Annotated in this window: 3 protein-coding genes; 1 reads left to right on the top strand and 2 read right to left on the bottom strand. The window is 45.9% G+C overall.

The features are described 5' to 3' along the window. Together NZ772_17175 and NZ772_17170 are read right to left on the bottom strand one after the other, a co-directional pair. Positions 1-359 (bottom strand): hypothetical protein (locus NZ772_17175; GenBank protein ID MCS6815289.1); only part of this gene is annotated, 359 nt, incomplete at its 3' end. After that, a complete protein-coding gene (locus tag NZ772_17170; protein ID MCS6815288.1) occupies positions 340-1,026 on the bottom strand; it encodes a hypothetical protein in 687 nt (228 codons plus the stop codon). The genes NZ772_17170 and NZ772_17175, both read right to left, overlap by 20 nt. 724 nt (positions 1,027-1,750) lie before the next feature. Between NZ772_17170 and NZ772_17165 the strand changes: the two genes are divergently transcribed. Continuing rightward, positions 1,751-2,344: an alpha-ketoglutarate-dependent dioxygenase AlkB gene (locus tag NZ772_17165; GenBank protein ID MCS6815287.1), complete on the top strand. Its 594-nt coding sequence runs from the start codon at positions 1,751-1,753 to the stop codon at positions 2,342-2,344. Positions 2,345-2,525: the final 181 nt, after the last annotated feature.

The following is a 2,525-nucleotide window of genomic DNA, read 5'->3' as shown; positions in this document are numbered from 1 at the left end:
ACCCCAAGCATTACCTGCAAAACCTGAGTAACTGTCGCTGCATCTTGGATTGCGTCAGTCACTCCTCGAATCATCAACAACCCAATGGGTAACGTTACAACTAATACCAGGATTATAATTGCTAACTCTGTTAAGCCAAAGGCCAGCAACCGCTGGGGATAACGCAATACAGACGATCGTACCGTGCCCCCTATTAGCCCACCGATAAACAGGTCATTGATTTCTAAGCCAGCTAGGCGCTCCAGTTCTGAAGGGCTAATCTGTAATGCTGCTAAGTCAGCTTGCATGGATAACTCTTGAATACTGATGAATACTGAAAACTGATGGCTAAATAACGGATCAATAAAATAGCAGTTCACGAATGGAATTCCACACGCCTAGGAAGAAGTTGCCACCGCGCTCTCGAAATAGTTGAAAGGGTTGGTTAGGGTCACCAAAAAATGGACGTAACGTCCATCCTAACTGGCTGCCCACAAACCCATATAGTCCTAGCCAAAACCGGAGGATATTAGTGCGAACCTTTGCTCCTTCACTACTTTCACTATCGGAGATAGGTTTCATCACTTGATAGAGAAACAACACGCCAATAATGCCAGTCAGGGCAAAAATACTAACATTGAGCAGTATGAAAAATTGATAATCTTGAACTGTAATTAGGAAAAATAGAGTAACTGGTGCAAAGCCTAGCAGCAGCACAGCAATGACCGTGACTGATGTAAGCAACAGAGCAAAGTTTTGGGCGATCGTTTGCTTAGACCCAAACAAAGCATTAAAGATATACAACGTGGGTAAACAAACTAGCAGTGTAATTAGATAAAGAGCTGGCAGCTTAATTGCCGATGAGAGAATTTGTAGGGGACTATTGAACGCGCCAATGATGCCGCCATAGATGGCAAAAAATAAACAGCTAATCATCAGCAATGATGCAATCTTATCCTTAAGGCGAACACCATTTTGAATTTCGAGTAAAAAGTCTTTGCGATCGCGTAACAGTAATGTCAGGGTTGAAAAATAGTTGCCTGCCATAAAATTACACTCCAGTTCCTAAAATGAAAACTACCTACAACAGTGCTCTCCAATTATGCTTGGGTAGATTGTTGAGATAAATTGTCGAAAGTCGTACATACCTACAAGGCTAGAGCTAGCAATTACGGAGAAGTACCCAGCCTACTCTATCGGAGAGTGCTACCCGTTTGAATTACGGAAAATTCGCAATTTCAGACTGTAGAAGCCACGCAGCACTCAGTATTCGATTACATATCTACTTCATCCTTTATTGCAATTATTTCCATCAGTATGACACCTAACCCCTAGCCCCCAATACCTAACACACAATTTTGGATTTTAGCTTTGCGGCGTGTTCAGTCGGATGTCAGCAACCGGGTATTTGTCGAAATGCGTTTGTTATTGCCAAGGCAAATTCCCCGATCGGGTTCATTCCTGCCAGGGAGTTGGTCATCTCAATTAAAGCTCAGAGTGATTCAATCACTCACAACCTTCTGGACAGCCAATAGGTAGCACCAGTTCCGCTTTTGCAAGGTCGTTTTCCGGTCTGCGATACAGGTCCCTCAAAAGGCAGTAAATAAGTTCGCAAAGATTCAGGCAGCAATTCGACAGAAATTAGAAGCAATCGCGTAGAATTATAAACACTGCGTAGTCGCCAGCTAGCTAACAACACAGTGGAGCAGACGGAATAGAGTCTTGGCACTTCGTTCTAGCCCTCTCGCCGCCGCTCCTCACTCTAGCCATTATGCTGCTAAACCGCAAAGCACAAGTGGATGTTCCTGGACTCAAGTATGTTGCAGATTTCATCACCGAGCTAGACGAGCTAGATTTGCTTGCTGCCGTGGATGCCGAACCATGGCTGACCGACCTCAAGCGGCGCGTACAGCACTACGGTTACCGCTATGATTACAAGGCTCGGAAGGTTGACCCATCCATGCACCTTGGTTCGCTTCCAGGCTGGGCGCAGTCGCTTGCTGCGCGGTTGGTTGCAGACGGATACATGAGCACTCCAGATCAGTTGATTGTCAACGAGTATGAGCCAGGCCAAGGCATCGCACCCCATGTTGACTGCGTTACGTGTTTCGGTTCCGTGGTCTGTTCCATCACACTTGGCTCGCAATGTATGATGGAGCTATCGGCGGTCAACGGTGAAGGCACCAGGTCTCTCCTGTTGGAGCGTTGCAGTTTGGTGGTGCTGGCTGGGGAATCGCGTTATGAATGGCGGCACGCAATTGCAAGGCGGAAGACTGACAAGATCGGTGACCAAATGTTACCGCGAAATCGACGAGTGTCCTTGACATTCCGAACCGTCATAATTGAGGGACAGGATCGCAGGTAACTAACAGATAATGCTGGCTGCCAGCACCAACGATGAGTCTCCCCTACCTTAAGTTGTGGGCTAATGAAATAAAAGGCTAATCGTTAATCTAGTTGTTTTGATTGAAATATCAATTTCCTGATTATCATTTTGCAACTGCAATCCTCAATGCAGATGCCCAGCGTAAATATGACGCAGAGTA

The sequence above is a fragment of the Cyanobacteriota bacterium genome, from assembly GCA_025054735.1.
Lineage (GTDB): Bacteria > Cyanobacteriota > Cyanobacteriia > SKYG9 > SKYG9 > SKYG9.
This window is presented reverse-complemented; position numbering and strand designations above follow the sequence as displayed.

Excerpts from the sequence above, each read along its gene's own strand:
- NZ772_17170 (MCS6815288.1), bottom strand. The coding sequence starts at position 1,026 with ATGGCAGGCAACTATTTTTCAACCCTGACATTACTGTTACGCGATCGC.
- NZ772_17165 (MCS6815287.1), top strand. The coding sequence starts at position 1,751 with ATGCTGCTAAACCGCAAAGCACAAGTGGATGTTCCTGGACTCAAGTAT.